The organism is Stutzerimonas sp. LR2 (genome assembly GCF_055755175.1).
This window is the reverse complement of sequence record NZ_JBVTRR010000003.1, coordinates 36,320-61,399: the sequence shown is the minus strand read 5'-3', so window position 1 is coordinate 61,399 and position 25,080 is coordinate 36,320. Positions and strand designations below refer to the sequence as shown.

Genomic DNA, 25,080 nt, shown 5'->3' with positions numbered 1-25,080 from the left:
CGCATGGGACATTTTCTGCGACAATGCGCGCCGAATTTCCCGAGGACATGCCATGACCTGCCAGACTCCGATTATCGTAGCGCTCGACTTCCCCTCCCGCGATGCCGCACTGGCATTGGCCAGGCAGCTCGATCCGCGGCTGTGTCGGGTGAAGGTCGGCAAGGAGCTGTTCACTCGCTGCGGCCCGGCGATCGTCGAGGCGTTGCAGGCAATGGATTTCGAAGTCTTCCTCGACCTCAAATTCCATGACATCCCCAACACCACGGCGATGGCGGTGAAAGCCGCTGCCGAGCTGGGTGTGTGGATGGTCAACGTGCATTGCTCCGGTGGCCTGCGGATGATGGCGGCCTGTCGCGAGACACTGGCCGGCATGTCCGGTCCCGCGCCGCTGCTGATTGGCGTCACCGTGCTGACCAGCATGGAGCAGGACGATCTGGCCGGCATCGGGCTGGACGTCGCGCCGCAGGAGCAGGTACTGCGTCTGGCCGGTCTTGCCGCCCAGGCGGGGCTGGACGGACTGGTGTGTTCGGCCCAGGAAGCCGTGCCGCTGAAAGCACAGTTCCCGGCGCTGCAACTGGTTACACCGGGTATCCGGCCTGCGGGCAGTGCCCAGGACGATCAGCGCCGGATTCTGACTCCGGCTCAGGCCATGGCGGCGGGGTCCGATTATCTGGTGATTGGTCGCCCGATCAGCCAGGCCGCGGACCCGGCGAGCGCGCTGGCCAGCGTGGTAGCCGAACTGGCGTAAGCGCGACGAGAAGGCCGAGCCACTGGGCTCGGCCTGTGACTTCACCTCGTTACGCTCAGCTGACCTTAAGGACCAGCTTGCCGAAGTTGCCGCCGGTGAACAGCTTCATCAGTGTTTCGGGGAAGGTCTGCAGGCCCTCGATGACGTCCTCCTTGCTCTTGAGCTTGCCGCTGGCCAGCCACTCGGCCATGTCGCGCATCGCTTCGGGGTAGCGCGAAACGTAGTCGGTGACCACCATGCCCTCCATCCGTGCGCGGTTGACCAGCAGCGACAGATAGTTGGACGGGCCCTTCACCGCTTCCTTGTTGTTGTACTGGCTGATGGCGCCGCAGATCACTACCCGCGCGCCGACGCTGAGGCGCTGCAGCACCGTGTCGAGGATGTCGCCACCGACGTTGTCGAAGTACACGTCCACGCCGTTCGGGCACTCACGCTTGAGCGCCGCGGCCAGGTCCTCGTTCTTGTAGTCGATGGCGCCATCGAAGCCGAGCTTCTCGGTGAGGAACCGGCACTTGTCCGCGCCGCCAGCGATGCCGACCACGCGGCAGCCCTTGATCTTCGCGATCTGCCCGGCAATGCTGCCGACCGCGCCGGCGGCCCCGGAAATCACCACGGTCTCGCCGGCCTTCGGCTGGCCGACCGACAGCAGTGCGAAGTAGGCGGTCATGCCGGTCATGCCCAACGCCGAGAGATAGCGCGGCAGTGGTGCCTGTTGCGGATCGACCTTGTAGAAGCCCTTCGGCTCGCCAAGGTAGTACGCCTGCACGCCCAGGGCGCCGTTGACGTAATCACCTTCCTTGTAATCGGGATGCTGCGAGGCGATCACCTTGCCCACGCCCAGTGCACGCATCACCTCGCCGATGCCGACCGGCGGGATGTAGGACTTGGCGTCGTTCATCCAGCCACGCATGGCCGGATCGATGGACAGATACTCGACCTTGACCAGAATCTGATTCGGTCCAGGCTCGCCCAACGGTTTCTCGACGAACTCGAAGGTCTCGCGGGTCGGTGCACCGACAGGTCGCTGGGCGAGCAGGAATTGCTGGTTGAGCAGGGTCATGAACGTTTGCCTCGTAGTTGCGAAAGGTTTGGTGTAGCTCGCCCGGCGCGCAGCTGCAAGGGACGTCGGAGCGCTGGAATGCACAGGCATCCACTTCGGTGATATGACCGCGGCGGCGGTGAAATGCCCGTACGCATGAGGGTATAAGTCTGACCGGGACGCCTGGCGTGGTCATTTCAGGCACAAAGCGAGTCGAAAATCTTCGGGAAGAACAATCATGAGCATGACATTCTCCGGCCAGGTCGCCCTGGTAACGGGCGCGGCGGCCGGCATCGGTCGCGCCACGGCGCTCGCATTCGCCCAGCAGGGGCTCAAGGTGGTACTGGCGGACATCGACGAGGCGGGCATCCGCGACGGCGCCGAGGCCATTCGCGCCGCGGGTGGCGAGGCGATCGCCGTTCGTTGTGACGTGACGCGCGACGAGCAGGTCAAGGCGCTGATCGAGCAGACGCTGGTGCAGTACGGCCGCCTTGATTATGCGTTCAACAACGCCGGCATCGAGATCGAGCAGGGGCGTCTGGCCGAGGGCAGCGAAGCGGAGTTCGACGCGATCATGGGCGTCAACGTCAAGGGTGTCTGGCTGTGCATGAAGCATCAGCTGCCGGTCATGCTCGCCCAGGGCGGCGGCGCGATCGTCAACACCGCATCGGTCGCAGGACTCGGTGCCGCGCCGAAGATGAGCATCTATGCGGCGTCCAAGCATGCGGTGATCGGCCTGACCAAGTCGGCGGCGATCGAGTACGCCAAGAAGCAGATTCGCGTGAACGCCGTCTGCCCGGCCGTGATCGATACCGACATGTTCCGCCGCGCCTATGAAGCCGACCCGCGCAAAGCGGAGTTCGCGGCCGCCATGCACCCGGTCGGGCGCATCGGCAAGGTGGAGGAGATCGCCGCGGCTGTGCTCTATCTGTGCAGCGACGGCGCCGCGTTCACCACGGGCCACGCCCTGGCAGTGGATGGTGGGGCGACCGCAATCTAGTTTCGAGCCGGCTGGCTCCTGCGGCCCCAGATGAAGCGGCGGGCGCCACAGGCGCCACCCCGATACTGGGTCAGGTGAAGGTGGCGCCTCTCGCGTTCACGTACAGCGCATAGAGGGCGTGGCTGCTGGCCATGAACAGGCGGTTGCCCTGCACACCGCCGAAGCACAGGTTGGCGCAGCGTTCCGGCAAGTGAATATGGCCGATCGCCTTACCCTGTGGATTGAAAACCCGTACGCCGTCCAGGCCTTCCGGGTTGGCTTCCGGCGAGCCGGAGCTGCCCCAGCCGCACCAGAGGTTGCCGGCCTCGTCGCACTTGATGCCGTCCAGTGCACCATGGCCGGTCGCCTCGATATGCCGGCTGCGCTCACCCAGCGTACCGTCGCCGTTCACCGCATAGGCCCACACCAGGCGGTTGGGCTTGGCGCGGCCCTCGACCACATAGAGCGTGCTCTCGTCGGGCGAGAAGCACAGACCGTTGGGGCCGGCGATGCCCTCGATAACCCGGGTCACCTCCAGCGTGCTGCCATCGATGCGGTAGACCGCGTCCGGCAGCTCGGTTTGAATCTTGTGCCCCTCGTAATAGTTGCCAGCCTGGAAGGGCGGATCGCTGAACCAGATGGACCCATCGCGCTTGACCACCACGTCGTTCGGCGAATTGAAGCGCTTGCCCTGATAGTTGTCGGCCAGCACGGTGATCGCACCGTTGTGCTCGGTGCGGGTCACGCGCCGACCCAGTTCATGCGTCGTGGAGCCTTCGCAGACCACCAGCCGGCCCTCGCGGTCGCGGGTCAGGCCATTGGAGAAGTTTGCCTGCTCGCGAAATACGCCCAGCGACTGGCTGATCTCGTCCCAGCGCATGATGCGGTTGTTGGGAATGTCGCTGAGCAGCAGGTAGCGCCCGTCGCCAACCCATACTGGACCTTCGGCCCAGCGCAGACCGTCGGCGATCTTCTCGACGCTGGCGTTGAACAGGCGCAATTGCAGAAAGCTTTCATCCAATACTTCCAGGGATGGATCGGGGTAACGCCTGCTGAGTGGCTCAGCTGATTGAGCGAGCCGCGGCAGCGCCATGCCGGTAGCCAGCAACGCGGTGGAGCAGGCAACGGATTGCTTTAGAAAGCGGCGCCGGGAACCAGGTGATGAGTGTTGTTCTTGTTCGTTCATTTGAGGGGACCCTTGTTCGAAATCGGAGGGGGACCGCGAACGAATCATAGTAGAGGTATGACGACTTGCAATATGTCAAAAAACATAGGCGAAGCCGTAAGTGTTTTTTGTAGGTAAATTAGGGTGTTATGAGGGCGTGGCGTTGTATAGTTGTACTACAACATGATCTTCAGCAGTCCGGCGCGGGCCGTACGCCGCTCCTGCGGCCTGCGTGCGTGCCTGTTCGTAGCGGAGCAGGGAAGGCCTGCAACTATCGTATGATAAGCATTCGCATATACGAAGCGTTTCGCCTGCCTCTATAATCCGCCACCTTTTTTCCGAGGCGGCCAGGCATGGGCGTTTCCGACTCCTTCCAGCGGTACCTGATCGATCCTTTCGTACAGCAGTTCACCAGCCTGTTCGACCTCAACGGTCGCCTGGGCCTGCTGTTTCTCGGCGTGTCTTATGCCGTCGCCTATCTGCTATTTCGCTACCGACGACAGCATGGGCTGACGCAGGCGATGTCGTTCTGGGCCTTTCTCGGAGGCTGGCGCGTGCACTGGCATCCTTCGGCGCGTCTGGACTACCGCTACTACTTCGTGCGGGGCGTGCTGAAGGTCGCGCTGGTGGTGCCGATCGTGGCGCTCGTCGATCCATACATCCTGCGTTCGGGCGACTACATCGCCTTTTTCGAGAACCTCTGGGGTGCGCGGCCGCAAGTCGGGCAGAACCTTTCGCTGACGCTGCTCTACGGGTTCGGCGTGTTCATCATCAGTGACTTCGCCGGCTACTGGGTGCACCGGGCGTTCCACTGCGGCTGGCTGTGGGAGTTTCACAAGGTGCACCATTCGGCACCGGTGATGGTTCCGCTGACGGCCAGCCGGGTGCACTTTCTGGAGAAGATCGTCGGCCGGTTGGTGGATCTGGTGCTGCTTGGCGCCTACGCCGGCATCTTCTGGTACGCCTGCGGCGGTGAGATCAGCCGCTACACGCTGTTCGGGGTGACCTATCTGGTCTTCATCTTCAACGCGCTGGCTTCAAATCTGCGACATAGCCACGTCTGGCTGTCGTTCGGGCCACGTCTGGAGCACATTCTCAATAGCCCGGCGCAGCACCAGATCCACCACAGCGATGCGCCACGGCATTTCCACAAGAACTTCGGGACCAATCTGTCCATCTGGGACTGGATGTTCGGCACCCTCTACGTCACCAGCGCCAGCCCCGAGACGCTGCGCTTCGGTACCGCGGAGCAAGACTCGCACCGCTACCTGACGCTCTACAGCCTGATCCTGATGCCATTCGTGGATACGGCCCGCAAGCTCATGCCCGCCAGTCCGCCGCGCCGGGTCGACTCCTGATGTGGCGGCGGGGCTGAACGAACGGCTCTTTCGCTCGTACAATCGCGCTTTGTCCCATCCAACGGCCAGGCCCGTCTACTCAAGAGGAATCGCCATGCCGACCTACGACTATCGCTGTGAAGCCAACGGCCAGGTTTATGAAGTGCGCCATGCCATGGCGCTGCGCCCCAGGACCTGGGGTGAGCTGCGTGTGGCCGGCGCGCTGGCCGAAGACGCCGCCATTGCGGATGATGCGCCGGTGACCCGGCTGCTGACCGCCGCCGGAGTGGTGAGCAGCCGGGTGCTGAAAAACCCTGAAGCGCCGGCCTGCGCGCGTGGCGGTTGCGCCGGCAATTGCCGCTAGCCATGGCCCCACCGGGGCGCCGCCTGATCCACCTCCTACACGGCTTTGGCGATCTGCTCACGCAGCCATTGATGCGCGGGATCGCGGTGCGAACGCTCGTGCCAGAGCATGGCCATCTCGTAACCTGGCACCTCCAGCGGCGCCTCGACCACCTGTAGCGCGCTGCTGCCGCGCACCAGCCGTTCGGGAAGCATGGCCACCAGATCGGTGCTCTCCAGCACCGATCGCAAGAACAGAAAATGCGGTACCGACAATACGACCCGCCGCTGCATGCCTCGCTGCGCGAGGGCCTCGTCGGTTGCACCCTGAAACCCACCGCCGTCCGGCGAGACAATGACCTGCTCGAGCGTGCAGAACCGTTCGAGCGTCGGCCGCCGCTTCAGCTGGGGATGGCCGACGCGACCGGCGAGTACGTAGCGCTCGGTGAACAGCGTACGCCGGCGAAGGCCGGGCGGCGAACCCTCTGCGGTATGAAAGGCGAGGTCGATATCGCCCTGTTCCGCCTGACGAGCGATGCGTGCCGGCACCATTTCGACCACTGCCAGGCGAGTGCCGGGCGCCATACTGCGTAGCCGGCTCAGCACCGGCAACACGATGGCCGATTCACCGTAATCGGTCGCAGCGACCCGCCAGACATCCTGCGCCGCGGCCGGGTCGAACGGGCTGGCCGGCGCGACCGCGCGTTCCAGCGCCTGCAAGGCCTGGCGCAGCGGCTCGCGCAACTCCTCGGCACGTGCCGTCGGGCGCATGCCGCGGGGACCGGGTAGCAGCAGGGGGTCGCCGAATATCTCGCGCAGTTTGGCCAGGTGGACGCTCACCGAAGGCTGGGAGAAGTTCAGCCGCTCGGCAGCGCGGGTAACGTTGTGCTCGGCCAGCAGCACATCGAGGGTCACCAGCAGGTTCAGGTCCAGACGTCTGAGATTATTCATGCACATACCAGGAATCTTGGTTATTCATTTCCAATATACCTGGTGCGCTCGGCATCCTGCGCGTGTCCTGCAACCGGAGACCTGCCATGAATGTTCTGATCGTCTATGCCCATCCCGAACCGCGTTCCCTGAACGGCGCCCTGAAGGATTTCACTGTCCAGCGGCTACGCACTGCTGGCCACGCCGTGCAGCTGTCCGATCTGTACGCCATGGGCTGGAAAGCCCCCGTCGACGCCCGAGACAGCCTGGATCACGACCTGGAAAGCCGCTTCGACCCCTCGCAGGATTCGCGCCGTGCGTTCGCCAGCGGCCGGCAGAGCCCGGACATCGCCGCCGAACAGGACAAACTGCGCTGGGCCGATGCGCTGATCCTGCAGTTCCCGCTCTGGTGGTTCTCGATGCCGGCCATCCTCAAGGGCTGGGTCGATCGGGTGTATGCCTACGGCTTCGCCTACGGTGTAGGCGAGCACTCGGATGCGCGCTGGGGTGATCGTTACGGCGAAGGCACGATGGTCGGCAAGCGGGCCATGCTTATCGTTACCACCGGTGGTTGGGCATCGCACTACAGCCCGCGCGGTATCAACGGGCCGATTGACGATCTGCTGTTTCCGATCCAGCACGGCATCCTGCATTACCCCGGCTTCGATGTACTGCCGCCGTTCGTGGTGTACCGTACCAGCCGCATCGATGAGGCGCGCTTTGCCGACATCCGCGAACAACTGGGTGAGCGCCTCGACAACCTGTGGCGCACTGAGCCGATTGGGTACCGCAAGCAGAACGGTGGGGATTACGAGATTCCGGCGCTGACGCTGCGGCCCGAAGTGGCGCCGGGCGCTGAGGGGCTCTGCATTCACGTGATCGGCTCCGATGGTTGAGGGTGGTCGAACCCTGTTCCCATCGGAGCGCGGAGCTGCGCGCAGAGCAGACGGTTGGCCCCGCGCGTCGCCGGCGGGGCCAACCGGTCAGATCAGGTTCTTCTGCGCCGCTGCTTCAAGGTTGCTCTTGGCCAATTCACCGAGGATCTCCTCGCCCGAACCGTTGAAGGGCAGAGCGAAGACGAGGAACAGGTGCATCCAGGTTGTCAGGGTCTCCTGCTTTTGTACCTGGCCGACTTTCCTGCCTTCGCCGTCGCGGAATGTCATGTCCATGATCAGCGTGTTGTCGAAGGTGCCCGGGATCAGAAAGAACGTCGCGCCGGTGATCACCGCCAGACCGAGATTGCCGGTTTCCTGGTTGCGCAAGGTTACGGTCACGTAGACATCCGAGGCTTCTTGTTCGGTGCTCACACGGGAGAAGCGACCACTGTCGACGAACTCCTTTCTGATCAGCTCTTCAAGCCGGGCGATGTTGGGATTGCTCGCCTTCGGTGTGCCGTTAAACGAATACTCGGTTTGTACTTTGATGTAGGCGCTCGGTTTCTTCTGTACCGATTCGAGTGGCCATTGACTCACTTCGGGCAGTGACTTGTGGGAGTAGGTCATGCATCCCGTGAGCGTCAGGCACGCCAGGGCGGCAACGATGGTCATCAGTTTTTTCATGTTTGGCATCCCTGTCAGTGAGCGAGCTGCTGCGTGCCGTCTTTAAGCAACTGCTCAACCAGCTGAGTCAGTTGCTGCGAGCCGGACGCATTGAAGTAATCGGCATCCCATAGTCCCGTGTTCTGATTCAGCACCAGGACCTTCTCTACATGTGCCACTTGCTTACCGGCGGCATCGTCGATCGTCAGCTCGCCGCGAAGATCGTACTTGTCGACGTAGATGGGGCCGTTCACCCAGATCCACATGGTCAGCGTCAGCAGCGCACCCGGGAAATATCCCGGGTGCGGTGTGCGCTTGCCCTTGAGGGAGGTGAAGTTGAAGCGCAGCTCAACGTCTCGCTCGTCCAGCTTGGCGGGGAAGCTGATCATGCGTTCGAAGTACTCGCCACGATCGATATGTTGCGCAATCTGGGTGGTCAGCACATTGCTGATGTTGCGGCGTTGGGTCTCGTTCAGCTGCGGGTCGCTAACCTCGACGTCCTTTAGCAAAGCGCCAACCGGGACGGATTGCGCCATCGCCTGGGAGGGCAGCCCAATGGGGCCAGTGGGGGTGAACGAGACGCAACCGGTCAGCGCCAGGCTCAACAGGCCGGCGACCAGATATTTGAAGGGGGTCATGGTACTTCCTTGATGTTCTACGGGTTGGCAGGCCGCGAACGACGTGCAGCTACTCTCTGAAGTTGGAGTCTTTCCGCCGTCCTTGGCAGCCGAGATGATACGGGCTAAATGCCATTACGCTGGCGATATTTTTGTGAGCTGTTTCGTACGGATCGGTATTCGCGTGTCGCTACGACCGCTCGGATCAGGATGAAGATGCCGAGAACCCTGAACCGGTTCTGTTGAAGGCGAGCTGGACCGTACGCGGCGCGGGTTCTTCCAGCCGGGGCTGGTCAGTGCACCGGCGCCGGCCGGGAGTTTCGGTCGTGTAGCCGTCTCGTTGGTGCCCGTCTGTTATCGCAAGGCCGCGTGGAAGCGCGACTAGTAACGCATCTTCAGCTCGATCCGCGCGGGCTCGTCGGCGGTCACCTCGAAGGCGCTGTCCTCGTAGGACGGTGGGCCCATCACCTTGGGGTTGTTCGATAGCCCGTAGCCTTCGACCGGAATCATGCCGAAGCGCAGGTCCAGTCGGCCGTTATCGTTCTCGTCGTGGTAGGCCAGCACCGCGTAGCGGCCGGGCGGCACATCGTCGAACGTCACGGTTACCGTACCGGCTTCGGCTTTGGCCTTCTGCGCGGCGAAGGCCTGGTCATCCTTGCGGAAGCTCTTGGCATCGGCAAACACCGCCACGGCCACCTGGCCGCGGTCATGCTGCAGCCCGCTGAGCGTGACCTGCAGCTCCTGAGCCTGGGCTGCGGGAATCAGAAGGGCGAGGGCCAGGCCCGTAATCGAAAGTGCTTTCATGCTGTGCTCTTGATAACGAGGGTGCGCGCACTACCGGCGGTTCGACGACGGACGCGCCAGTGCCGTGCGACATCTTCGGCGAACAAGCGAAGCGTTGTCCACGCTCAGCTGTGGGCGCGTTTACACGCGGAAAAACTTCTATCGGAGCGATAGGGATTATTCATGGCCGCTCGCAAGCGCTGCTTCGCCTCAAGGCAGCCGCTCTAGCCAGGGTCTTTCAGCGTCTTTAGCGATTGTCGGCACGGCAGATCGGCCCCGCTGGCAGCGTGCGGTGCCCTACGCCGAGCGGACCGGGTGCTAGGGTTTCCTGAGCGGTGCCTGGCCGCTAACGACAACCACGTGAGGAATGCAACATGAACGCCGAATCTGGAGAAAATGCCGGGGGCGGCTGCCCACTCGGTCATGGCGCCGGCGCACCGCGCAAACGCCCTAGCAATCGCGATTGGTGGCCTGAAGCACTGAGCCTGACATCGCTCAACCAGCACTCGCCACGCTCCAATCCCTACGGTGGCGATTTCGACTACGCCGCCGAATTCAACTCCCTCGATCTCGATGCGGTGATCGCCGACCTGCACAAGGTGATGACCGATTCGCAGGACTGGTGGCCGGCCGATTTCGGCCATTACGGCGGCCTCTTCATCCGCATGGCCTGGCACAGCGCCGGGACCTACCGCATCACCGACGGCCGCGGCGGCGCGGGCGGCGGGCAGCAACGCTTCGCTCCGCTCAACAGCTGGCCGGACAACGCCTCGCTGGACAAGGCGCGACGCCTGCTCTGGCCGATCAAGCAGAAATACGGACGCAAGTTGTCCTGGGCAGACCTGTTCGTGCTCACCGGCAACGTCGCGCTCGAATCCATGGGCTTCAAGACCTTCGGCTTCGGCGGCGGCCGTGCCGACACCTGGGAGCCGGAAGAACTCTTCTGGGGGCCTGAGGGCACCTGGCTGGGTGACGAGCGCTACAGCGGCGAACGCCAGCTGCACCCGGGCCTGGGTGCGGTGCAGATGGGCCTGATCTATGTGAACCCGGAAGGTCCAAACGGCAACCCGGACCCGAAGGCCGCGGCCGTCGACATCCGCGAAACCTTCGCCCGCATGGCCATGAACGACTACGAGACCGTGGCGCTGATCGCCGGCGGCCACACCTTTGGCAAGACCCACGGTGCGGGCGATCCCTCATTCATCGGGCCGGAGCCGGAAGGCGCGCTGATCGAAGACCAGGGCCTGGGCTGGCGCAGCAAGTTCCAGACCGGCATCGGGCCGGACGCCATCACATCGGGGCTGGAAGTCATCTGGAGCCAGACGCCGGTCAAATGGTCGAACTACTTCTTCGAGAACCTGTTCAATTTCGAATGGGAACTGACCAAGAGCCCGGCCGGTGCGCACCAGTGGGTGGCCAAGGATGCCCCGGAAATCATCCCCGATCCCTTCGACCCGAACAAGAAACGCAAGCCGACGATGCTGACGACCGATCTGTCGTTGCGTTTCGACCCGATCTACGAGCCGATCTCACGCCACTTCCTCGAGAACCCGGACGAATTCGCGGACGCGTTCGCCCGCGCCTGGTTCAAACTGACCCACCGCGACATGGGCCCCATCGCGCGCTATCTCGGCCCGCTAGTGCCGAAGGAGCAGCTGATCTGGCAGGACCCGATTCCCGAGCGCGACCACCCGGTGATCGACGACGCCGACATCGCGTCGCTCAAGCAGAAGATCCTCGGCCTGGGCTTTTCCGTATCGGACCTGGTGTCGGTGGCCTGGGCCTCGGCGGCGACCTACCGCGGTTCGGACAAGCGCGGCGGAGCCAATGGCGCGCGCATTCGCTTCGCTCCGCAGAAAGACTGGGAGATCAACAACCCGCCGCTGCTGGCGCAGGTGCTGCAGAAGCTCGGCGAGATACAGAGTGACTTCAACGGCTCGGCGACCGGTGGCAAGAAGGTTTCCATGGCCGACCTGATCGTGCTGGCCGGCTGTGCGGCCATCGAGAAGGCCGCGCAGGATGGCGGCGTGAATGTCGCCGTACCTTTCACCCCGGGGCGGATGGATGCGCTGGAGGAGTGGACCGACGCGCAGTCGTTCGAGGCGCTGCGCCCGGTGGCCGACGGCTTCCGCAACTACTACCACGAGTCCCACTTCATGGCGCCCGAGGAAGCGCTGGTGGACAAGGCGCACCTGTTGCGCCTGAGCGCACCGGAGATGACCGTGCTGGTCGGTGGCATGCGCGTGCTGGGCGCCAATGCCGGCGGCAGTCAGGACGGTGTGTTCACCCACCGCGTCGGCGTGTTGTCCAACGACTTCTTCGTCAACCTGCTGGACATGAAGAACGAGTGGACGGCCACCGAGCACAAGAACCGCTTCCAGGGCCTGGACCGCAAGACCCGCCAGCCCACCTGGACGGCGACCCGTGTGGACCTCATCTTCGGCTCGCAATCGGAGCTGCGCGCCCAGGCCGAGGTGTACGGCATGGCCGATGGCAACGAGAAGTTCGTGCGCGACTTCGCCAAGGCGTGGGACAAGGTGATGAACGCCGACCGGATGGACATCGGCAAACCCGCCGATCAGTTCAGCCAGAAACTGTCGGCCTAGGTGCCGCGGCGGCGTCCTGCGGGGCGCCGCCGTTGCTTTCAAGCCTGACCGGCAAGTACCTGCGCCACAGGTTTGCCGCGCGATTTTCCTGCGGCCCGGCTATGATGCGCGCCCCCAGCGCCTCGCTCAGCAGAGACCAGCATGCCCGGCACCGCCATCTATACCGACCTGTCGGGTTACTACGACCTCATGTGCGCCGATATCGACTACGACGCCCAGAGCAGTGCCGTCCAGCGGCTGCAGCACTTGTTCGGCAATGGTGGAAGACGGCACCTGGATCTCGCCTGCGGAACCGGGCCGCACGTGCGCCATTTCATCGATGCGGGCTACGACAGCAGCGGGCTGGACATCAATCAGCCGATGCTGGACCGGGCCACGCTGCGTTGCCCGGAGGCGCGCTTCTCGCTGCAGGACATGTGCAGCTTCAGCCTGGATCGGCCGGTCGACCTGATCACCTGCTTCCTGTACTCGATCCATTACAGCGCCGGGCTCGAGCGGCTCGCCGCCTGTATCGCCCATGTGCACGCCGCGCTGGCCGACCAGGGGCTGTTCTGCTTCAACGCCGTGGACAAGCAGCGGATCGACAACCGCTCATACGTGTCTCACACCGCTCACCATGCCGATGGCCTGTTCGGCTTCAGTTCCGGCTGGTACTACAGCGGTCAGGGCGAGCGGCAATTGCTGCGGTTGCGCATCGAAAAGACGCTGGCCGGAGCCAGTCAGGTCTGGCAGGACGAGCATCCGATGGTGGCGGTGAGCTTCGCTGAACTGATCGCGCTGCTGGAGCCGTATTTCGAGGTGCATGTGCTCGAGCACGACTACCAGAAGATCGCTCCGTGGGACACGGCGTCCGGCAACGCCATCTTCGCCTGCGTGAAGCGCTGATCGGCGTGCACGCAGCTAGCGCGATCAGTGCAACCGCTTGGCCGAGGTGCGCAGGCCGATCAGCTGATCGGCCTGTCGGGCCAGCTCGTCGAGCAGCAGGTCGCGCTGTTTCTCGGCTGCCTTCATGGCGCTCTGGCCGTGCTGCTTGACCAGGTAGCTGTAGATTTGCCGGACCTCCTTGGACTGGAAGATGGGCTGCAGATCCTGCACCGCCACCGCACCGTCTGAAGCCTGGCTCCGCGTGTTCATCAGCACCTGCGGGCCGCGCGCTACCAGCGGCATGAAGCCCTGCGCCTCGAAGTACCCGGCCTTGCCCGCCACGCACGCCACCTCCGCGTGGGGATAGCGCGACAGCATCTGTTCGACCATCGCCCGGCCGATGCCCTGCCGGCGCTGCTCCGCGGTCACGGCCAGGTAGACCAGGGCACAGGCTTCGGGGTCGTCCACATACGGCAGGTAAAGCGCGAAGCCGAGCAGCGTCGCCGGATCTTCCGCATCCAGCGCCATGATCAACTCCGGTTTGCCGGGCTGCGCACCGTCCATGCTGTCGAGATAGCGATGCACCTCGAGCCCCACCACGTACTGATACAGCGGGTACAGCAGGTTGCTCGGCGTGAGCGAGACGGCGCTGATGTCGCCGAGGTAGTCCACCACCATCTGCAGCAGCTGGCCTTTCAGCGCTTCCGGCGGCGGGGTTTCCAGATGGGCGAGGGTGAACATGGGGGCTCCGGGCTGTGCGGCAAAGGCGGCATTGTAAGGCCCAGGGGCAGGCAGGGGAGAGGGAAGTCGGTTCCGTATCGCCCCAATGAGCGGGATGCTCCGCCCAGTCGCGGCGACCGAACGCCGCTTCGCTCGCGTCGTCCGGCCGCCATACAGGCTCGCTAGCTCGCTTCTGCCTGGCGCTGGCTGACGCGGGGGCTTGGCGCGGCGACGGTGCTCTGCAGCTGCGCCACCAGCGCATCCACCTGACGCAGCGCCTCAGCCACCGAATTGGCCAGCAGCTCGCCCCCCACCTCCTGGCCCTCGATGGCGATCTGGTGGATGCGGGTGATGCCGATGAACCCCAGCGCGGTCGCCAGGTTCGGCTCCAGATGGTTCATATGCGCCATCGCCCCTCCGGGGCCGAAGCCTACGCCGCCCCGGGCGGTGAGGATGACCGCGTGCCGCTCCCGATCCGCCAACATGGGCACGTAGGGATCAAGCGGGTTGCTCTCGTCCAGCCCGACCGTGCGGTTCAGGCGCACCACCTGATCGATCCAGGCCTTGAGCGCCGCCGGCATGCCGAAGTTGTAAAGCGGCGTGCCGATGACCAGCACATCGGCGGCCAGCAGTTCGTCCACCAGCCTGTCGCTTTCGGCCAGGGCATCCTTCATCCAGGGTTGTTGACGCTCCTCTGGCGTGAAGGCCGACGCGATCCAGTCGTGGCTGACGAAAGAGGGCGGGTTCTGGCCGATGTCCCGGTAGCTCACGCCATCCTGCGGACGACGCGCCAACCATTGACTGATGAAGCGCTGGCTGAGGTTGCGGCTGTGGGAACCGTGTTCGTCCTTGCCGGCAAGGCCGGGGCGGGCGCTGGCGTCGAGGTGCAGAAGATGTGTCATGGCGATTCTCCTCTGTGATTGAATTCATCTGTCGTTCGCGGTAGATCCAGCCTAGGGCTAGGCTGTACGAGCGACAAACGACCATTTCTTCCAACTACAGATGAGTGAAACTCAGCCATGGCGCACCGCCGCTTACCTTCGCTTTCTGCGCTGCGAGCCTTCGAAGCCGCCGCTCGCCACGAGAGCGCCAAACAGGCTGCGGAGGAGCTGTCCGTCACGGCCACGGCGATCAGCCACCAGATTCGCTCGCTGGAGGAGTCGCTCGGCGTGGCGCTGTTCCTGCGTAAACCGCGAAAGCTGAGATTGACCGATCCGGGGCGCGAGCTGCAACAGACGCTGGAAACGGCCTTCGACAGCATCAGCGCCACGGTCGAACGCCTGAGCGCGAAGCCCTGCCGCCAGGCAATCACCCTCAGCACCACACCGGCCATCGCGGTGCGCTGGCTAGTGCCCTGGGTCTGCCTGCTGCGCGATTCCCATCCTGATATCGACCTGCGTTTCCACACCTCCCATGAACCGGTTGCGCTGGATGGCGTCACGGCGGATATCGCCATTCGCTACGGCGATGGCCGCTGGCCGGGACTGGTGGCGGAGAAGCTGTTCGACAACACCTTCGTCCCGGTCTGCAGCCCGCACCTCGGCTTGCGGGGTGTAGCCGAGCTGCCCAAACACCCGTTGATCCACTTCCGTGCGCAAGCCGCCTTGTCCGCGCCGATTCATTGGGCGTCGTGGCAGAAGCTCGCCAACGTGCCGGGGCTGGATGTGAGTGCCGGGCTGGTGTTCTCCGACGAGACCCACGCCATCTCCGCCGCCATCGGCGCGCAGGGTGTGGCGCTGATGAGTCGGCAGCTGATCGAAGATGAACTGAGGGAAGGGCGGCTGGTGCAGCCGTTCGGGCCGGAGATGGAGGGCAAGCCGTTTCACCTCGTGTATCCCGAGAGCCGTCGGGATGACCCGACGGTTCGGGCGGTGAGGGAGTGGGTGATGGCTGTGCCGGGTGGGTTGTGTGAGCTGATGGGCTAGTTCGCCGCAGCGTAGCGTGGAAAATGGCGAAGCCTTTTCCACGCTACCTCGCTAGGGAAAGTGATGGATCAAGCGAGCTTTTCATGGATTTTTCGTGCCGCTGATAATTTTGCGGAGCGCTTTATTGCTGCGAAGAAGAAATATAGCAGCATGACAGCAAAAAGGCTCATTGCAATTCGCTGCTTAGATATTTCATTGTGTAAGTGTTCCTGATCTTTTTCGTTGGAAAAGGCTAGGCAAATAATCTCAATCTGTTCATCAGTAATATTGTATGTGTTTTCAACTGTTTCTCTGATTTTGAGGTCTAGGCAATTTTCTATATTTAGTGTTGGCGAGCCTATGAAGAAACCGAATCTGGCTTCTTTGGTAGACATGTAAAAAGTATCTGATCTTGCCGGGTCGCCGAAGTGTAAGAAAAGGTATGGACTAAGAATGAGAGAAACAAGTAATGCAAATGTTGCGTAAAGTGTTATAGCCCAGGTAAGGGTTATTTTTGATCTGATATTGTAATTAAAGTCCTTGGTTTTTAAGTCGGAAAAGTCGCTCCAGTCAATATATTCTCTAGCCTTCTTTATGCTGGTAAGAGATATCTCTTTTTCTGAAACCCATCTTTCGAATAGTCGCGCATCTTTTATGGATTGAGCTGGAGCGTTGAATTCAAATCGAAAATGTTCCAGTTCGCGAGCGTCTTTTCTCAATTGTTCTAGCTCAGAAGTATAGAAGCTTTCTTTTCCGCCCAGGTAGTGCCAGAGCTTATCTCTGATGAATAATAGAGATCCTGCGCGGAAGTAGAAGTGAATAAATAGCGCTGAGATGAATAGCGCATTTAATATGGGCACGATTAAAGTTAACTTGTTGTTTGTCCATTGAAAAAGATCAGTCATTTTCGTTTGCCTTATTTTCCCTGAGGGCTTTCGAGGTTCGCCCCGTTGTTTGGCCTACTGCCGCGGAGGACGAGCCGCATGGATACAGCGAGATAGGCGCCCCCTTGTAAGCCCCGGTTCCGGATCCAGACTACCTCGCTGTCCCTTTCTGTCTGGCTATTCGTCATCTGAGTCTTTTTTTGTTTATCCAGAAATAGTTGTTATCAAGCTCGGTTTGAAACACTTTTGCGTGTGGGATGAGCATGGAAGCTGCTTGGATTAATGATTCTTTATTTTTCGGTGTTGTCCGGGCTCCAAGAAATATGCTTCGGATTGCGCTTTTGTCGAAGCTGTAGGTGCCAGGTCCTCCGTTTTGCTCAATAGTTTCTGCTATCTCGTCTAGTCGATCTGGATTGGTTTTGAACGTTTCATGATAAAAATTCAATTCGTCGGGTTCTATTGTTCTTTTTAGAATTCTCCATTCTTTTTCGTATTGCCAGTGCTGTGATTTTGTAAGTAGTACTCTGTCAATTAGCATTTCTGGCTCCGAGTTGAACTCTGCTTTTGGTCTTTCCCCGTTGTAGGTGACTTTTTTGGTGCTGTTGAATGGCGAAACCTCTGTGTCGAAGCCGATGCATATTCCAGTGTGGTTATTGGCATAGTGTGACCACATAAGTATGTTTAGCGGGTCTTCTGTTAAACAGAGAATGCCGATTTTTTCTCGCCATTCGGCGGATACGGCCTCAGGGGGCCTGAGGCGAAATATTCGCTCCACTGCTTCTTTTTCCTTCAGGCTGAGGGATTTTACGAGCGGTGATGTGGATATATTTACTTTTGCGGATAGCTCGAAGGGGTCGTTGAATTTTGATGGTGCGGAAAAATATATTCTTCCGCTAAGTGTCTCTATAGCTCTGGAGAGTTGGGTTGCTGTCGCTGTTGAGTAGTATTTGTATAGTGTCTGTTTCAAGGCGTAACCCTAGCCCAATAAAAAAGCCCCGCACAAGGCGGGGCTTCTGTTCTTACTCGCCACCCCAAAATCCAGTTCAGGTAAAGCGCTCTTAATCTCTTCAGTGAGTGCTTGGAATCAATCCCAGCTCAACGCCCCACCAGTCTGATATTCGATAACACGAGTCTCAAAGAAGTTCTTCTCCTTCTTCAGGTCCATGATCTCGCTCATCCACGGGAACGGGTTGGTGGTACCCGGATACTCTTCCTTCAACCCAATCTGCGTCAGACGGCGGTTGGCGATGAACTTGAGGTAGTCCTCCATCATCGCGGCGTTCATGCCCAGCACGCCACGGGGCATGGTGTCGCGGGCGTATTCGATTTCCAGTTGGGTGCCCTGGAGGATCATCTGGGTCGCTTCGTCCTTCATCTCGGCGTCCCACAGGTGTGGGTTCTCGATCTTGATCTGGTTGATCATGTCGATGCCGAAGTTCAGGTGCATGGACTCGTCACGCAGGATGTACTGGAACTGCTCGGCGGTGCCGGTCATCTTGTTGCGGCGGCCCATGGAGAGGATCTGGGTGAAACCGCAGTAGAAGAAGATGCCTTCGAGTACGCAGTAGTAGGCGATGAGGTTCTTCAGGAACTGCTTGTCGGTCTCCGGGGTGCCGGTCTGGAAGGTCGGGTCGGAGATGGAGCGGGTGTACTTGAGGCCCCAGCTGGCCTTTTTCGCGACGCTCGGGATCTCGTGGTACATGTTGAAGATCTCGCCTTCATCCATGCCCAGCGATTCGATGCAGTACTGGTAGGCGTGAGTGTGGATCGCCTCTTCGAAGGCCTGGCGCAGGATGTACTGGCGGCACTCGGGGTTGGTGATCAGGCGGTAGGTGGCCAGCACGAGGTTGTTGGCGACCAGGCTGTCGGCGGTGGAGAAGAAGCCGAGGTTGCGCTTGACGATGCGGCGCTCGTCTTCGCTGAGGCCGTCCTTGCTCTTCCACAGGGCAATGTCGGCGTTCATGTTCACTTCCTGCGGCATCCAGTGGTTGGCGCAACCATCCAGATACTTCTGCCAGGCCCAGTCGTACTTGAAGGGTACGAGCTGGTTGAGGTCGGCGCGGGCGTTGATCATGCGCTTCTCGTCGACGCGCACGCGGGCGGCTTCGCCTTCCAGTTCGTTGAGGCCTTCGCGCACGTCCAGTTCGTCCAGCGCGCGCTTGGCGCGGGCGATGGCGTCGGAGTCGTCAGCGGCAACGGCGCGGGCTTCTTCCACGGAGCCTGCGGCTTCGTTGTCCAGCTTGGCGGCGGTCTGGCTTGCCGGCTGCGCGGCAGCGGTGGCCGGCGCGGCGGTGGTGGTTTCTTCTTCGTCGAATTCGTCCCAGCTCAGCATGTGCGATTGCTCCTGATCGGGGACCGGGGCTTGGCCGGTCGGATGTATTTGGGTGGCTTTTGGTTTGCACGCAAAAGCGCGGAATTGTTGGTCATTCCTGACCGTCGGAGTGGGCGACGAATCAGCACCACTCGGTGCGAGGGCGGAGCTGGGCGAGTGAGCGCAAGGCGCCTGTCGAGTCGGAACCCCTGAGCGTACAGTTGTACGTGATGGGGTCCGGCTCGGCAGGCAACGCGGCGATCGCCGTCCAGATGCGTCCGCCTCCCTTTGTTACTGGCAGGCTTCGCAGTCGGGGTTATCGATACTGCAAGCCAGCGGCACCGGAGCCGGCTTCGGCTCTGCAGCAGCCGGCGCGGCGCTGGCGGAGTTCGCCGCCTCGCTGCCACCACTGGACACGGCATTCAGCTTGCCGGTGTTGATGGTGGACTTCTCGGTGCTGGTCGCGGCCAGGGCACGGAGGTAGTAGGTGGTCTTCAGGCCACGGTACCAGGCCATGCGGTAGGTCACGTCGAGCTTCTTGCCCGAGGCGCCGGCGATGTACAGGTTCAGCGACTGCGCCTGGTCGATCCACTTCTGGCGGCGGCTGGCGGCGTCGACGATCCACTTGGTCTCGACTTCGAAGGCGGTGGCGTACAGGTCCTTCAGATCCTGCGGGATGCGCTCGATCTGCTGTACGGAGCCGTCGTAGTACTTGAGGTCGTTGACCATCACCGGGTCCCACAGGCCGCGGGCCTTGAGGTCGTGGACCAGGTACGGGTTGATCACGGTGAACTCGCCGGACAGGTTCGATTTGACGTACAGGTTCTGGTACGTCGGCTCGATGGACTGCGACACGCCAACGATGTTGGAGATGGTCGCGGTCGGGGCGATGGCCATGATGTTGGAGTTGCGGATGCCTTTCTTGACGCGCTCGCGGATCGGCGCCCAGTCCAGGGATTCGCTCAGGTCGACGTCGATGTACTTCTGGCCACGGGCCTCGATGAGGATCTGCTGGGAATCCAGCGGCAGGATGCCCTTGGACCACAGCGAGCCTTCGAAGCTGGAGTAGGCGCCACGCTCGTCGGCCAGGTCACAGGAGGCCTGGATGGCGAAGTAGCTGATGGCTTCCATGGACTTGTCGGCGAAGTCGATGGCGGCATCGGAGCCGTAGGCGATGTGCTGCAGGTACAGGGCGTCCTGGAAGCCCATGATGCCCAGGCCCACCGGACGGTGCTTGAAGTTGGCGTTCTGCGCCTGCGGCACGCTGTAGTAGTTGATGTCGATGACGTTGTCGAGCATGCGCACGGCGGTGCGCACGGTGCGCTCCAGCTTGGCCGCGTCCAGCTTGCCGTCGACGATGTGGTTGACCAGGTTGATCGAGCCCAGGTTGCAGACGGCGATCTCGTCCTTGTTGGTGTTCAGGGTGATCTCGGTGCACAGGTTGGAGCTGTGCACTACGCCCACGTGCTGCTGCGGGCTGCGCAGGTTGCACGGGTCCTTGAAGGTCAGCCACGGGTGGCCGGTCTCGAACAGCATCGAGAGCATCTTGCGCCACAGGTCCTTGGCCGGCAGGGTCTTGAACAGCTTGATCTTGCCGTACTTGGTCAGTTCCTCGTAGTACTCGTAACGCTCCTCGAAGGCGCGGCCGGTGAGGTCGTGCAGGTCGGGTACGTCGGACGGGGAGAACAGGGTCCAGGGGCCGTCATCGAACACGCGCTTCATGAACAGGTCCGGAATCCAGTTAGCGGTGTTCATGTCGTGGGTACGGCGACGGTCGTCACCGGTGTTCTTGCGCAGCTCGAGGAATTCCTCGATGTCCAGGTGCCAGGTTTCCAGGTAGGCGCAGACTGCGCCCTTGCGCTTGCCGCCCTGGTTGACCGCCACGGCGGTGTCGTTGACCACTTTAAGGAACGGCACGACGCCCTGGCTCTTGCCGTTGGTGCCCTTGATATAGGCGCCCAGTGCGCGTACCGGGGTCCAGTCGTTGCCCAGGCCGCCGGCGAATTTGGACAGTAGGGCGTTGTCGCGGATGGAGTCGTAGATGCCGCCCAGGTCGTCCGGCACGGTGGTCAGGTAGCACGAGGACAGCTGCGGACGCAGGGTGCCGGCGTTGAACAGGGTCGGCGTCGAGGCCATGTAGTCGAAGGACGACAACAGGTTGTAGAACTCGATGGCGCGGGCTTCTTTCTGCTCTTCCTCGATGGCCAGGCCCATGGCGACGCGCATGAAGAAGATCTGCGGCAGCTCGAAGCGGACGTTGTCCTTGTGGATGAAGTAGCGGTCGTACAGGGTCTGCAGGCCGAGGTAAGTGAACTGCTGGTCACGCTCATGGTTGAGCGCGGCGCCCAGCTTGGCCAGGTCGTAGCTCTTGAGCTTGGAATCGAGCAGTTCGAACTCGACGCCTTTCTCGATGTAGGCCGGCAGGGCCTTGGCGTAGAGATCGGCCATCTCGTGGTGAGTGGCGGACTCGGCTACGCCGAGGAAGCCCAGGGCTTCGGCACGCAGGGTGTCCATCAGCAGACGCGCGGTGACCTGGCTGTAGTTCGGCTCACGCTCGACCAGGGTGCGGGCGGTCATCACCAGCGCGGTGTTGACGTCCTTCTCGGCCACGCCGTCGTAGAGGTTCTTCAGGGTCTCGCGCTCGATCAGCGCACCGTCGACTTCGGCCAGGCCTTCACAGGCCTCGGTGATGATGGTCTGCAGGCGGCCCATGTCCAGCGGCTGCTGGCTGCCATCGGCGCGGGTTACGCGGATGCTCGGGTGCGGCTGGGCGATGTCGCTGCTGCCGCTGGCGCTCTTGCGCTTGACGGCCTGGGCTTCGCGGTAGATCACGTAGTCACGGGCAACCTTCTGCTCGCCGGCACGCATCAGGGCCAGTTCGACCTGGTCCTGGATTTCCTCGATATGGATGGTTCCACCGGAGGGCATGCGACGGCGGAAGGTGGCGGTGACCTGCTCGGTCAGACGCGCGACGGTGTCATGGATGCGCGAGGAAGCGGCAGCGTTACCGCCTTCCACTGCGAGAAAGGCCTTGGTGATGGCGACGGTGATCTTGTCGTCGGTGTAGGGGACGACGGTACCGTTGCGCTTGATCACGCGCAGCTGGCCCGGGGCGGTAGCCGCCAGATCCGGTGCATCGGCTGATAGCGGGTTCTCGCGAGTGGATTGGTTTTGCATGGGGGCTCCGGATTCTCTTCTGGTCGCGGTTCTATCTGTCTGCGGGCTCGATTGAGCACGGCGTTGTCTGTTGCATAAGCCATGCCCCGCATGGCGGGCGCATGTGTGTCGCAAGGAAAACGTGACCCTGGCCATTCGCTGGCGGAGTCGGTGTCCGGAAGGATAGTCAGGCTGGAGGAACTGTCAACACAATATGTTGTGTTTTGTCGTGGCTCCGAGCACAGCTGCTAGATCCGGGCTTGAAGTCGTCATGGCGGCCTTGCGGTCTTGCTGTTGCGCTTGACCTGAGGCGCCGAACAATGTTGCAGAACTGATCGGGAGGAGGGCTGCGCGCCCGGCTCGATATTTCTTCACTTGTGTCCTTTCGCGTGCCAGAACCCAACATCTAGGGGCTGGGACGCGCAGAGGCGACAAGATAATGCTGGCTCGGGGCCAATGCAAGACCGCCTCCGGGGATAAGCTGTGGATAAGGTGTGAGCCCTTTGTGGGTTAAAGCACAGCGCCCGGCCACAGCCCGCATGGCTTCGGCGCCTGCGCGAAAGCCGACGAAATACGCACCGCCGGGCGTATTTCCACGGATTGGGCCGACACTAGATGTTGTGTTTGCCCCTGCACGTTTTTTGTGCATCGTGCGCGGGCAGGCGTTGGGTACAATGCGCGCTGTTCGGTTTGTGGCCTGACGCGTAGACAGGGGGCGGGGATGGAACAAGAGACGTGGCGTATTCTCATCGTCGAGGACGATCGGCGACTGGCCGAGCTGACGCAGGAGTATCTGCACGGCAATGGCGGCTTCGAGGTGTCGATCGAGTCGGACGGCGCCTGTGCGGTCGAGCGCATCATCGAGGAGCGTCCGGACCTGGTGGTGCTCGATCTGATGCTGCCCGGCGAAGACGGCCTGTCTATCTGCCGACGGGTGCGCGACCGCTACGATGGGCCGATCCTCATGCTCACCGCGCGGGCCGATGATCTCGATCAGGTGCTGGGGCTGGAAACCGGCGCCGACGATTACGTCTGCAAGCCGGTGCGGCCGCGGCTGCTGCTGGCGCGCATCCGCGCCCTGTTGCGGCGCCGAGAGGCGGAAGTGCCGGCCAGCGCCAAGCGCCTGCAGTTCGGCCCGCTGGTGATCGACAGCGCCCTGCGCGAGGCCTGGTTGCGCGAACACCAGATCGAGCTGACCGGCGCCGAGTTCGATCTGCTCTGGCTGCTCACGTCCAACCCGGGGCGCATCCTCTCCCGTGAAGAAATCTTCGCCCAGTTGCGTGGCATCGAATACGACGGCCAGGACCGCTCCATCGATGTGCGCATTTCGCGTATCCGCCCGAAGATCGGCGATGACCCGGATCACCCCAGGCTGATCAAGACGGTGCGCGGCAAGGGCTATCTGTTCGTTTCCGAAGCGGCTGCGGCGCTGGTGTAGCGCCGTTCTCCATGAATTCGATCTTCCTGCGCATCTACGGCGGCATGCTCGGCGTGCTGGTGCTGGTCGCGCTGCTCGGCGCCGGCGGGCTGCATCTGCTCAACCAGTTTCGCGCCGACGATCACCGCGAGCGCCTGGCCAGCGGCACCTTCCGCCTGATGGCGCACAACATGAGCAGCATGACGCCCGTCGAGCGGCGCCAGGCCGCCAATCTCTGGGGGCGGCTGCTGGGCATTCCGCTGCGGGTGCGGACGCTGGACGATGTCAGCCTGGATAGCCGGCTGGAGGCGCGCCTTCTACGCGGGCAGGTGCTGGTCGAGCAGATCCGGCCGCGCAGCACCACGGTATTCAGCCTGGTCAGCGCCCGCGATCGGCTGGTGCTCACCGGCGAGGTCGAGCAGCTGAGCGAGCAGCTGGCGCGCGCCACCATCTATCTGCTGATCGACGAGCTGATCCGCTATCCCGAAGCGGAGCAGCCCAGGCGGCTCGCCGAGCTGAAGCAGGCGCGCGGCTTCGGCTTCGATCTGGAGCTGCTGACCCGCGACAATGCCAACCTCGACGACGATCAGCGCAGACGCCTGGACGAAGGCGACACCGTCATGGCCCTGGCCCGCGGCGGTGATGCCGTGCGCGTGTTCGCCGCCATCGCCGGTACGCGCTGGATCATGCAGCTCGGCCCGCTGCATCAGATGAATCCCTATCCGCCGCAGCTGCTGGTACTGATCGGTGTGCTCGGGCTGTCGCTGATTGGCCTGACGGTCTACCTGCTGGTGCGCCAGCTCGAGCAGCGCCTGAGCGTGCTGGAAAGCGCAGCCACGCGCATCGCCGCGGGCAATCTGGAAACCCGCGTGCCGGATGTCGGCACCGACTCGGTGGGCCGACTGGCGGCGGCCTTCAATGGCATGGCCAAGCATCTGCAGCGCTTGCTGGCAGTACAGCGGGAGATGGTCAGCGCCGTCGCCCACGAGCTGCGCACTCCTGTCGCGCGCCTGCGCTTCGGCTTGGAGATGACCGCCGAGGCCCAGACCGACGAGGCGCGGCAGAAATACCTGGCCGGCATGGATGGCGACATCGACGACCTCGACGCACTAGTGGACGAGATGCTGGTGTATTCACGGCTGGAGCGCGGTTCGCCGAACCTGAGTTTCCAGCGGGTGGAACTGGGGGCGCTGGTCGATCAGGTGATCGGCGAACTGGCGCCCTTGCGCCCTGATGTCAGCGTCGATCGCGGCGAGTGCGTGGTCGCTGAAGACGGCAGCGGTTGGGCCGATGCCGAGCCGCAGTACCTGCGCCGCGCGCTGAGCAACCTGATCACCAATGCCATGCGCCATGCCGAGCGACAGGTACGGGTCAGCTTCGTCATCAACGGGCAAACGGCGCGGCTGGATGTGGACGACGACGGCCCCGGTGTGCCGGAAGCGGACTGGGAAAAGGTCTTCACGCCATTCCTGCGTCTGGACGACAGCCGCACCCGTGCGTCGGGCGGGCATGGGCTGGGCCTGTCCATCGTGCGACGCATCATCTACTGGCATGGCGGCCGTTCCCAGGTCGGGCACAGCGAGCTCGGTGGCGCGCGTTTCAGTCTGGTCTGGCCGCGACAGCACGTGGATTGAGCTGACGTTCCCACAGCTGCGGTAGGGCGGGCTTCAGCCCGCTGGAAGCTGTGGCGAGGGCGAGGGCTGGTGGGCTGAGCCCACCCTACGCGAATGCTACGTAGTG

Annotated in this window: 22 protein-coding genes; 10 read left to right on the top strand and 12 right to left on the bottom strand. The window is 62.4% G+C overall.

The window, feature by feature from the left end:
• Window positions 1-52: 52 nt before the first annotated feature.
• Window positions 53-748, top strand: a complete 696-nt coding sequence (gene pyrF / locus ACVRRC_RS11055; protein ID WP_045157637.1) for an orotidine-5'-phosphate decarboxylase — start codon at window positions 53-55, stop codon at window positions 746-748.
• Window positions 749-803: 55 nt separating this feature from the next.
• Here the strand turns inward: pyrF and ACVRRC_RS11050 are convergent, their stop codons facing one another.
• Window positions 804-1,808 carry an NADP-dependent oxidoreductase gene (locus ACVRRC_RS11050; RefSeq protein ID WP_013983233.1) on the bottom strand — a complete coding sequence of 335 codons (1,005 nt, stop codon included), beginning with the start codon at window positions 1,806-1,808 and terminating at the stop codon, window positions 804-806.
• Between the two features lie 217 nt (window positions 1,809-2,025).
• On the opposite strand from ACVRRC_RS11050, the gene ACVRRC_RS11045 reads away from it, so the two are divergent.
• Window positions 2,026-2,787, top strand: a complete 762-nt coding sequence (locus tag ACVRRC_RS11045; protein WP_472997017.1) for an SDR family oxidoreductase — start codon at window positions 2,026-2,028, stop codon at window positions 2,785-2,787.
• A 70-nt stretch (window positions 2,788-2,857) separates the two neighbouring features.
• Here the strand turns inward: ACVRRC_RS11045 and ACVRRC_RS11040 are convergent, their stop codons facing one another.
• Complete coding sequence (locus ACVRRC_RS11040; protein ID WP_472997016.1) at window positions 2,858-3,952, bottom strand: SMP-30/gluconolactonase/LRE family protein; 1,095 nt, start codon at window positions 3,950-3,952, stop codon at window positions 2,858-2,860.
• A 332-nt stretch (window positions 3,953-4,284) separates the two neighbouring features.
• Here ACVRRC_RS11040 and ACVRRC_RS11035 point away from each other — a divergent pair, with 332 nt between their 5' ends.
• On the top strand, window positions 4,285-5,289 hold the full coding sequence (locus ACVRRC_RS11035; RefSeq protein ID WP_045157641.1) for a sterol desaturase family protein: 1,005 nt from the start codon (window positions 4,285-4,287) through the stop codon (window positions 5,287-5,289).
• Window positions 5,290-5,383: 94 nt separating this feature from the next.
• Window positions 5,384-5,632 carry an FmdB family zinc ribbon protein gene (locus ACVRRC_RS11030; RefSeq protein WP_019405825.1) on the top strand — a complete coding sequence of 83 codons (249 nt, stop codon included), beginning with the start codon at window positions 5,384-5,386 and terminating at the stop codon, window positions 5,630-5,632.
• Window positions 5,633-5,667: 35 nt separating this feature from the next.
• Here the strand turns inward: ACVRRC_RS11030 and ACVRRC_RS11025 are convergent, their stop codons facing one another.
• On the bottom strand, window positions 5,668-6,561 hold the full coding sequence (locus ACVRRC_RS11025; protein WP_181091736.1) for a LysR family transcriptional regulator: 894 nt from the start codon (window positions 6,559-6,561) through the stop codon (window positions 5,668-5,670).
• A gap of 86 nt (window positions 6,562-6,647) precedes the next feature.
• Between ACVRRC_RS11025 and ACVRRC_RS11020 the strand changes: the two genes are divergently transcribed.
• On the top strand, window positions 6,648-7,436 hold the full coding sequence (locus ACVRRC_RS11020; RefSeq protein ID WP_472997015.1) for an NAD(P)H-dependent oxidoreductase: 789 nt from the start codon (window positions 6,648-6,650) through the stop codon (window positions 7,434-7,436).
• Between the two features lie 87 nt (window positions 7,437-7,523).
• Here the strand turns inward: ACVRRC_RS11020 and ACVRRC_RS11015 are convergent, their stop codons facing one another.
• From ACVRRC_RS11015 to ACVRRC_RS11005, 3 genes are all read right to left on the bottom strand, one after another.
• On the bottom strand, window positions 7,524-8,099 hold the full coding sequence (locus tag ACVRRC_RS11015) for a hypothetical protein (protein WP_013982402.1): 576 nt from the start codon (window positions 8,097-8,099) through the stop codon (window positions 7,524-7,526).
• Between the two features lie 14 nt (window positions 8,100-8,113).
• On the bottom strand, window positions 8,114-8,716 hold the full coding sequence (locus tag ACVRRC_RS11010) for a hypothetical protein (RefSeq protein WP_017245746.1): 603 nt from the start codon (window positions 8,714-8,716) through the stop codon (window positions 8,114-8,116).
• A 360-nt stretch (window positions 8,717-9,076) separates the two neighbouring features.
• Complete coding sequence (locus ACVRRC_RS11005; RefSeq protein ID WP_017245745.1) at window positions 9,077-9,499, bottom strand: DUF2141 domain-containing protein; 423 nt, start codon at window positions 9,497-9,499, stop codon at window positions 9,077-9,079.
• A gap of 353 nt (window positions 9,500-9,852) precedes the next feature.
• On the opposite strand from ACVRRC_RS11005, the gene katG reads away from it, so the two are divergent.
• Together katG and ACVRRC_RS10995 are read left to right on the top strand one after the other, a co-directional pair.
• Window positions 9,853-12,084, top strand: a complete 2,232-nt coding sequence (gene katG, locus ACVRRC_RS11000; RefSeq protein WP_011912791.1) for a catalase/peroxidase HPI — start codon at window positions 9,853-9,855, stop codon at window positions 12,082-12,084.
• 141 nt (window positions 12,085-12,225) lie between these two features.
• Window positions 12,226-12,969 (top strand): class I SAM-dependent DNA methyltransferase, encoded by a 744-nt coding sequence (locus ACVRRC_RS10995; protein WP_472997014.1) that lies wholly within the window; start codon window positions 12,226-12,228, stop codon window positions 12,967-12,969.
• Window positions 12,970-12,993: 24 nt separating this feature from the next.
• Here ACVRRC_RS10995 and ACVRRC_RS10990 read toward each other — a convergent pair whose 3' ends face one another.
• Both ACVRRC_RS10990 and ACVRRC_RS10985 read right to left on the bottom strand, forming a co-directional pair.
• Complete coding sequence (locus ACVRRC_RS10990) at window positions 12,994-13,689, bottom strand: GNAT family N-acetyltransferase (protein ID WP_472997013.1); 696 nt, start codon at window positions 13,687-13,689, stop codon at window positions 12,994-12,996.
• A 161-nt stretch (window positions 13,690-13,850) separates the two neighbouring features.
• A complete protein-coding gene (locus ACVRRC_RS10985; RefSeq protein ID WP_472997012.1) occupies window positions 13,851-14,570 on the bottom strand; it encodes an FMN-dependent NADH-azoreductase in 720 nt (239 codons plus the stop codon).
• A 117-nt stretch (window positions 14,571-14,687) separates the two neighbouring features.
• On the opposite strand from ACVRRC_RS10985, the gene gcvA reads away from it, so the two are divergent.
• Complete coding sequence (gene gcvA, locus ACVRRC_RS10980) at window positions 14,688-15,593, top strand: transcriptional regulator GcvA (RefSeq protein ID WP_472997011.1); 906 nt, start codon at window positions 14,688-14,690, stop codon at window positions 15,591-15,593.
• A gap of 68 nt (window positions 15,594-15,661) precedes the next feature.
• On the opposite strand, the gene ACVRRC_RS10975 is transcribed toward gcvA, so the two are convergent.
• From ACVRRC_RS10975 to ACVRRC_RS10960, 4 genes are all read right to left on the bottom strand, one after another.
• Window positions 15,662-16,477: a DUF6216 family protein gene (locus ACVRRC_RS10975; RefSeq protein WP_472997010.1), complete on the bottom strand. Its 816-nt coding sequence runs from the start codon at window positions 16,475-16,477 to the stop codon at window positions 15,662-15,664.
• A gap of 163 nt (window positions 16,478-16,640) precedes the next feature.
• The gene (locus ACVRRC_RS10970; protein WP_472997009.1) at window positions 16,641-17,423 is read right to left on the bottom strand and encodes a DUF2971 domain-containing protein; all 783 of its coding nucleotides are present in this window, start codon (window positions 17,421-17,423) and stop codon (window positions 16,641-16,643) included.
• A gap of 117 nt (window positions 17,424-17,540) precedes the next feature.
• Complete coding sequence (locus tag ACVRRC_RS10965) at window positions 17,541-18,788, bottom strand: ribonucleotide-diphosphate reductase subunit beta (RefSeq protein WP_061374396.1); 1,248 nt, start codon at window positions 18,786-18,788, stop codon at window positions 17,541-17,543.
• Window positions 18,789-19,058: 270 nt separating this feature from the next.
• Window positions 19,059-21,944, bottom strand: a complete 2,886-nt coding sequence (locus tag ACVRRC_RS10960) for a ribonucleoside-diphosphate reductase subunit alpha (RefSeq protein WP_084904126.1) — start codon at window positions 21,942-21,944, stop codon at window positions 19,059-19,061.
• Window positions 21,945-22,644: 700 nt separating this feature from the next.
• On the opposite strand from ACVRRC_RS10960, the gene ACVRRC_RS10955 reads away from it, so the two are divergent.
• Together ACVRRC_RS10955 and ACVRRC_RS10950 are read left to right on the top strand one after the other, a co-directional pair.
• Entirely contained in the window at window positions 22,645-23,361 is a 717-nt protein-coding gene (locus tag ACVRRC_RS10955; protein ID WP_011912800.1) for a winged helix-turn-helix domain-containing protein, read from the top strand.
• Between the two features lie 11 nt (window positions 23,362-23,372).
• Entirely contained in the window at window positions 23,373-24,974 is a 1,602-nt protein-coding gene (locus ACVRRC_RS10950) for an ATP-binding protein (RefSeq protein WP_472997008.1), read from the top strand.
• Window positions 24,975-25,080: the final 106 nt, after the last annotated feature.

What these genes read in the sequence shown, in the direction of transcription:
- pyrF (WP_045157637.1), top strand. Translation starts at nt 53, where the DNA reads ATGACCTGCCAGACTCCGATTATCGTAGCGCTCGACTTCCCCTCCCGC.
- ACVRRC_RS11050 (WP_013983233.1), bottom strand. Translation starts at nt 1,808, where the DNA reads ATGACCCTGCTCAACCAGCAATTCCTGCTCGCCCAGCGACCTGTCGGT.
- ACVRRC_RS11045 (WP_472997017.1), top strand. Translation starts at nt 2,026, where the DNA reads ATGAGCATGACATTCTCCGGCCAGGTCGCCCTGGTAACGGGCGCGGCG.
- ACVRRC_RS11040 (WP_472997016.1), bottom strand. Translation starts at nt 3,952, where the DNA reads ATGAACGAACAAGAACAACACTCATCACCTGGTTCCCGGCGCCGCTTT.
- ACVRRC_RS11035 (WP_045157641.1), top strand. Translation starts at nt 4,285, where the DNA reads ATGGGCGTTTCCGACTCCTTCCAGCGGTACCTGATCGATCCTTTCGTA.
- ACVRRC_RS11030 (WP_019405825.1), top strand. Translation starts at nt 5,384, where the DNA reads ATGCCGACCTACGACTATCGCTGTGAAGCCAACGGCCAGGTTTATGAA.
- ACVRRC_RS11025 (WP_181091736.1), bottom strand. Translation starts at nt 6,561, where the DNA reads ATGAATAATCTCAGACGTCTGGACCTGAACCTGCTGGTGACCCTCGAT.
- ACVRRC_RS11020 (WP_472997015.1), top strand. Translation starts at nt 6,648, where the DNA reads ATGAATGTTCTGATCGTCTATGCCCATCCCGAACCGCGTTCCCTGAAC.
- ACVRRC_RS11015 (WP_013982402.1), bottom strand. Translation starts at nt 8,099, where the DNA reads ATGAAAAAACTGATGACCATCGTTGCCGCCCTGGCGTGCCTGACGCTC.
- ACVRRC_RS11010 (WP_017245746.1), bottom strand. Translation starts at nt 8,716, where the DNA reads ATGACCCCCTTCAAATATCTGGTCGCCGGCCTGTTGAGCCTGGCGCTG.
- ACVRRC_RS11005 (WP_017245745.1), bottom strand. Translation starts at nt 9,499, where the DNA reads ATGAAAGCACTTTCGATTACGGGCCTGGCCCTCGCCCTTCTGATTCCC.
- katG (WP_011912791.1), top strand. Translation starts at nt 9,853, where the DNA reads ATGAACGCCGAATCTGGAGAAAATGCCGGGGGCGGCTGCCCACTCGGT.
- ACVRRC_RS10995 (WP_472997014.1), top strand. Translation starts at nt 12,226, where the DNA reads ATGCCCGGCACCGCCATCTATACCGACCTGTCGGGTTACTACGACCTC.
- ACVRRC_RS10990 (WP_472997013.1), bottom strand. Translation starts at nt 13,689, where the DNA reads ATGTTCACCCTCGCCCATCTGGAAACCCCGCCGCCGGAAGCGCTGAAA.
- ACVRRC_RS10985 (WP_472997012.1), bottom strand. Translation starts at nt 14,570, where the DNA reads ATGACACATCTTCTGCACCTCGACGCCAGCGCCCGCCCCGGCCTTGCC.
- gcvA (WP_472997011.1), top strand. Translation starts at nt 14,688, where the DNA reads ATGGCGCACCGCCGCTTACCTTCGCTTTCTGCGCTGCGAGCCTTCGAA.
- ACVRRC_RS10975 (WP_472997010.1), bottom strand. Translation starts at nt 16,477, where the DNA reads ATGACTGATCTTTTTCAATGGACAAACAACAAGTTAACTTTAATCGTG.
- ACVRRC_RS10965 (WP_061374396.1), bottom strand. Translation starts at nt 18,788, where the DNA reads ATGCTGAGCTGGGACGAATTCGACGAAGAAGAAACCACCACCGCCGCG.
- ACVRRC_RS10960 (WP_084904126.1), bottom strand. Translation starts at nt 21,944, where the DNA reads ATGCAAAACCAATCCACTCGCGAGAACCCGCTATCAGCCGATGCACCG.
- ACVRRC_RS10955 (WP_011912800.1), top strand. Translation starts at nt 22,645, where the DNA reads ATGGAACAAGAGACGTGGCGTATTCTCATCGTCGAGGACGATCGGCGA.
- ACVRRC_RS10950 (WP_472997008.1), top strand. Translation starts at nt 23,373, where the DNA reads ATGAATTCGATCTTCCTGCGCATCTACGGCGGCATGCTCGGCGTGCTG.